Source organism: Verrucosispora sp. SN26_14.1 (assembly GCF_004307965.1).
Classification (GTDB): Bacteria; Actinomycetota; Actinomycetes; order Mycobacteriales; family Micromonosporaceae; genus Micromonospora.
The window spans coordinates 1-5,272 of the sequence record NZ_SISL01000412.1; the positions used below are offsets into that span (position 1 = coordinate 1).

At 71.2% G+C, this 5,272-nt stretch carries 6 protein-coding genes; 2 read left to right on the forward strand and 4 right to left on the reverse strand.

The window, feature by feature from the left end; translation table 11 throughout:
- The 4 genes from EYA84_RS25695 to EYA84_RS25710 form a co-directional block, all read right to left on the reverse strand.
- A partial coding sequence (locus tag EYA84_RS25695) for a glycosyltransferase (protein ID WP_131056139.1) occupies positions 1–865 on the reverse strand: 865 nt, incomplete at its 3' end.
- A 16-nt stretch (positions 866–881) separates the two neighbouring features.
- Positions 882–1,217, reverse strand: coding sequence for a YnfA family protein (locus EYA84_RS25700; RefSeq protein ID WP_131056141.1), 336 nt, complete (start codon positions 1,215–1,217; stop codon positions 882–884).
- Positions 1,218–1,299: 82 nt separating this feature from the next.
- On the reverse strand, positions 1,300–1,677 hold the full coding sequence (locus EYA84_RS25705) for a sensory rhodopsin transducer (protein WP_176092433.1): 378 nt from the start codon (positions 1,675–1,677) through the stop codon (positions 1,300–1,302).
- The gene (locus EYA84_RS25710) at positions 1,677–2,894 is read right to left on the reverse strand and encodes a D-arabinono-1,4-lactone oxidase (RefSeq protein WP_131056144.1); all 1,218 of its coding nucleotides are present in this window, start codon (positions 2,892–2,894) and stop codon (positions 1,677–1,679) included. Before EYA84_RS25710 ends, EYA84_RS25705 begins: the two co-directional genes overlap by 1 nt.
- 113 nt (positions 2,895–3,007) lie before the next feature.
- On the opposite strand from EYA84_RS25710, the gene EYA84_RS25715 reads away from it, so the two are divergent.
- On the forward strand, positions 3,008–4,807 hold the full coding sequence (locus tag EYA84_RS25715) for a glycoside hydrolase family 15 protein (protein ID WP_131056146.1): 1,800 nt from the start codon (positions 3,008–3,010) through the stop codon (positions 4,805–4,807).
- 231 nt (positions 4,808–5,038) lie between these two features.
- A partial coding sequence (locus EYA84_RS25720; RefSeq protein ID WP_201272479.1) for a zf-HC2 domain-containing protein occupies positions 5,039–5,272 on the forward strand: 234 nt, incomplete at its 3' end.

Genomic DNA, 5,272 nt, shown 5'->3' on the forward strand with positions numbered 1-5,272 from the left:
CCTCGGCGGACACCTCGTCGGGCCGCAACCGCAGCCCCGCACTGGCGGCCACCACGGCGTCGGCGTTGGCGAACTGGTCGGCGCCCTGCGGGAGGATCAGTTGCGGCAGACCGGCGGTGAGGGCACCGAGCGTGGTGCCGCTGCCGCCGTGGTGCACCACCAGGTCCGCCCGGGGCAGCACCTCCGCCTGCGGCACCCACTCCCGCACGACCACGTCGGCCGGTACGACGCCGATCTCCTCCACCGGCACCCGCCCGGCGGCCACCACCACCCGGGCCCCCAGCCGAGCCAGCCCGGCGACGGCGGTCGTCACCAGGTCAGCGGTCCCGAAGGCGGTCCCGAAGGTCAGATAGACCAGCGGCACCGACCTGTCGTCGTCCCAGGTCGGCGTCGGTCCCGGTGCCGAGAACGGGACGGGCCGCAGGACGATCCGCTCGGCCGTCGCGGCGAACGTGGCGTCCTGCAACGACGGTGGGCAGATGTCCAGGTGCGGCCGCCCGGGTGCGTCCGCGATCGCGGTCGGCGACTCCAGGCCGATATACGGCGGGAACATCCGGCCGAAGCCGTGCCAGAGCCCGGGAACCCCGGCCCGCGCGGCGGCGACGGCCGCCCCGGGTACGCCCCAGCCGTGCACCACCAGATCCGGCGCCAACCGCTCCAGGTCCGGTGCCAGGTCTTCGGCGTACATCTCGTAGAACGTGTCGGCGGGACGGAACGGTCGTAGTCCGTTCGCGGCCAGCGGGGCGTGCACCGCCTCCCCGGCGGCGAAGTGCACCTCGTGCCCGGCCTCGCGGGCGGCGACGGCCAGCGGGATCATCGGGTAGGCGTGACCGATCGAGGCCAGGCTGGCGAAGATCAGACGCATCGAGGTCTCCTACTCGTCAGGCGCCGCGCGGGGCGTACATGATCACGGCCACGCCGAGCAGGCAGATCGCCGCGCCGGTGACGTCCCACCGATCCGGCCGGAACCCGTCGAAGATCATGCCCCACGCCAGCGAACCGGCGACGAAGACGCCACCGTAGGCGGCCAGGATGCGCCCGAAGTTCGGGTCCGGCTGGAAGGTGGCGACGAAGCCGTACGCCCCGAGGGCGAGCACCCCGGCGGCGACGAACCACAGCCCGCGATGCTCCCGCCAGCCCTGCCACACCAGCCAGGCCCCGCCGATCTCGGCGATGGCGGCGAGCACGAACAGCAGCACGGAACGCAGCACGGTCACGGGCCGCACCCTACCCGGATGTAAGCAGGGGACCCCTGCTATGCACCAGGCGTTAGTACGGGTCCCTTCCTTACATCCCGGCCTACCCGGCCGGATGGGCCATGGTGCCGGTGAGCGTGACGGTGCCCGGGAGACGGGAGTCCTGCCGCAGGAACTGCACCACCACCGGCTCCGAGGCGTGCACCACGCAGCCGTACGGGCGGTCCAGGCGGACGGCCTCCGGATCGATCAGGTCGTTGACGCGGACGTGCCGGATCCGTCGGGCACCGACGACGAAGCGGTACGGGCCGACCGGCTCGGCGTCCTCGTAGTAGAAGGTGAGCGTGAGCCGGGCGTCGGCGTCGGTGGTGTTGAGGACGCAGATCTTGTCGAAGCTGGTGAACTCCGGTTCGGGTCCGTTGCTGTCGAGCGGGATGTGTCCGCCCGGCACCACCCAGACGAGTCCACCGAGCTGTCCCATCACGCCTCCTCAAGCAGTCGGGCCAGGTCGGAGGTGAGGAACACCCCGTCCGGGTCGAGTCGACGCCGTGCCTCCCGGAAGTCGTCCCAGTGCGGGAAGAGGGGGCGCAGTTCCCGTGCGGTCAGCCAGTGCTTCTTGCCCCAGTGCGGTCGGCCACCGTACTGCCGGAAGATCGCCTCCATGTCGCGGAAGTACTCCTCGTACGGCAGCGAGGTGTTCTGCAGGCAGGCGATGGTGGTGGTGGGGCGGTCGTACGCGTTGCTGAGCCAGATGTCGTCGGCGGCGATGGTCCGCACCAGCACCCGCCACCCCACGACGCGCCGGTGCCGGTTCAGGATCCGCTTGCGGACCTCGGCGAAGCAGGACGTGAACGCCTCGGCCGGCAGCATGTACTCGATCTCCTCGAAGCGCAGGTCCCGGTCCTGTGGGATGGTCCGGTGGGTCGGGCCGATCTCCAGTTCGAGGGGTTCGGTCCACGGGGTCGACTCCAGCGCCTGGCGGGCCACCCACATCTGCCCCTCCGGCAGGTCGTCGGCGCGGTTCATGGTGCGGATCTGGGTCAGGTCGCTGCGCGGGTACCAGTAGAAGTCCATGTTGCGGTTGGTGTGCTGCAACTCGGCCAGGTGGTCCAGGGTCCAGTCGACCGGCGCGCACCAGGCCCGTCGGCGCAGTTCGTAGCGGGGCTGCGCGTGAATGGTGATCTTGGTGACCACGCCCAGGGCACCGAGCGACAGCCGCGCGGCGGGCAGCAGCTCGGCGTTGCTGGTCGGCGAGATGTCCAGCGTTTCGCCGGTGCCGGTCACCAACCGCACCCCGGTGACCTGAGTGGAGAGGTTGCCGAAGCGGACGCCGGTGCCGTGCGTACCGGTGGCGGTGGCGCCCGCGATCGACTGGTAGTCGACGTCGCCGAGGTTCTCCATCGCCAGACCGGCGTCGTAGAGGCTCTCACCGAGCGCCTTCAACCGGGTGCCGCCCCAGACCGTGAACTGGTCATCGTCCTGGTGGACGACCCCGGCGAGCCGGTCCAGGCTGACCAGCGTCCCGTTGGTGCGGACCAGTGGACTCGACGAGTGCCCCGAGCCGACCGGCCTCAGGTGGGTGCCGGACTCGCGGGCCCGCAACACCAGGTCGCGTACCTCGTCCTCGTCGGCCGGCTCGGCGTTGCCACCGGGGGTGAAGGAGAGGCTGCCGGACCAGTTCACGAACGGCTGGGGCATCACGACCTCTTCTCCGTGGCGAGCGGGGCGCTTACCCGGCCGCGAGCTGGGTATTCATGAACCAAACCCGTGTCGAACGAGCAATTCGGCAACCACGTCCTACCGGAGCTGCGATGACCTATCCCCCGATCGACTCGTACGCCTTTCTCTCCGACACCCACACCGCCGCGCTGGTCGCCGCCGACGGCGCGGTCGAGTGGTTCTGCGTGCCGCACTTCGCCGGTGACGCCGTCTTCGCCCGCCTGCTGGATCGTGAGGTCGGCGGCGCGCTCGACCTCACCGTGGCCGGATGCGCCGCCCCGACCCGGCGGTATCTGCCCGACACGCTGGTGCTGGAGAGCCGGTGGTCGACGCCCGACGGGGTGGCGGTCGTCAAGGACTTCCTCGCGGTGGCGCCGGGCGACGACGCCCAGCCGCTACGCGCGGACAAGGTGCTGGTGCGCCGGGTGACGGTGGAGGAGGGCACGGTCCGGCTGGACGTGCGGATCCGGCCCCGGCCCGACCACGGCGCCCGCGACACCACGTGGGAACAGGTCGACGGACGCTGGCGGGCCGCCGACACCCCGCTCTGGGTCGACACCGACCTGCCGGCCGAGAGCGCCGACGGGGTGCTGCGGATCGAAGCGGAACTCTCCGCCGGCCAGGAGGCGGCCGTGCTGGTCGGCTACGACGAGGACGCCACCCGGGACGTCGACGCCGACGAGATGCTGGCGCGTACCTGCCGGACCTGGCAGGAGTGGTCCACCCGCAGCGACTACGCCGGCTTCGGCGCGGACGAGGTCCGGCACAGCGCGCTGGTGCTGCGCGGGCTCGCGTTCGACGAGACCGGCGCGTTGATCGCCGCGCCGACCACCAGCCTCCCCGAGCACATCGGCGGGGTCCGCAACTGGGACTACCGGTACGCCTGGCACCGGGACTCGGCGCTGCTGCTGCTCGCGTTGTTCCGCCTCGGGCACGCCGAGGAAGGTCGACGCTACCTGCACTTCCTGATCTCCGTCTGCTCCGGTGACCTGCTCACGCCGCTGATCGGCATCCACGGCCACATCGACGAGGAACGCGAGCTGGAACACCTGGAGGGGTACGCCGGCTCCCGGCCGGTCCGGGTCGGCAACGAGGCCGTCGAGCAGGTGCAGTTCGACACGTACGGGCACATCCTGGATGCCGCGCTGGTGTACCACGAGCTGACCGGCGAGCTGACCCAGGAGCAGTGGGAGTTGCTCCGCAAGCACGTCGAGGTGATGGCCGACCGGTGGAGCGAGCCGGACCACGGCATCTGGGAGATCCGTGGACCGCGCCAGCACTACGTCAACGCCAAGGTGATGACCTGGGTCTGCCTGGACCGGGGCATCCGGCTGGCCGAACTGCTCGACGACCGGACGGCGGACGTCGCACACTGGCGTACGGCTCGCGACGCGGTCCACGCCGAGGTGCTGGAACGCGGCTACGACCCAGAGGTCGGCAGCTTCGTGATGGCGTACGGCTCCACCGAGCTGGACGCCTCCCTCCTGCGCATCCCGCTGGTCGGTTTCCTGCCCGGCGACGATCCCCGGATGCAGTCCACCATCGACCGGATCCGGCAGGAGTTGGAGATCGGCCCGGCCCTGGTGCGCCGCTACCGGGCCGACGACGGGCTGCCCGGCGAGGAGGGCGCGTTCCTGCTCTGCTCGTTCGAGCTGGTCTCGGCGCTGGTGCTGGCCGGTCGACGGGACGAGGCCCGCAAGGCGTTCGACCAGCTCCTCAGCTACGCGGGCCCGCTCGGTCTGTACGCCGAACAACTCGACCCCGACGGCACCGCGCTGGGCAACTATCCGCAGGCGTTCACGCACCTGGCCCTGATCGAGGCGGCGATCAACCTCGACGAGGCCGGCGACCGGGACGCCCTGCACGCCTGGGCCGCCCGGGGCGGCTCCTGACCCCGACCCCGGTGCAAGGAAGGGTCCCCTGCTAACGCCTCGTGCATAGCAGGGGACCCTTCCTAACCGCCAAAGCCGAAACGAAGCCCAAGCCGGAAGCGAGCCGGAACCGGAACCGGAGCCGCGCCGGAACCGACGGCCTCCTGACCCCCCGCCGCGTGTCGGAGTCCTGACCTCGGCTCTTTCGGGTTCGGCGGGAACCATGCCGGGCCCGGGAGCGACTACGGATACATGGGGTGTGAGCAGTGGCGGGAGATTCTCTCGGCGCAGTTGGACGGCGAGGCGACGGCAGATGAGCAGCGCGGTGTTGATCTGCACCTGAGCAGGTGTGCCGGCTGCCGCCGGTGGTTGAACACGGCGGCGACGGTGACTCGGCGGGCGCGTACCCAGGTGGTGTCCGCGCTGCCGGACCTGACCGCGACGATCCTCGCCGCCGCACCGCCGCCGCGCCCGGGTTGGCGCGTC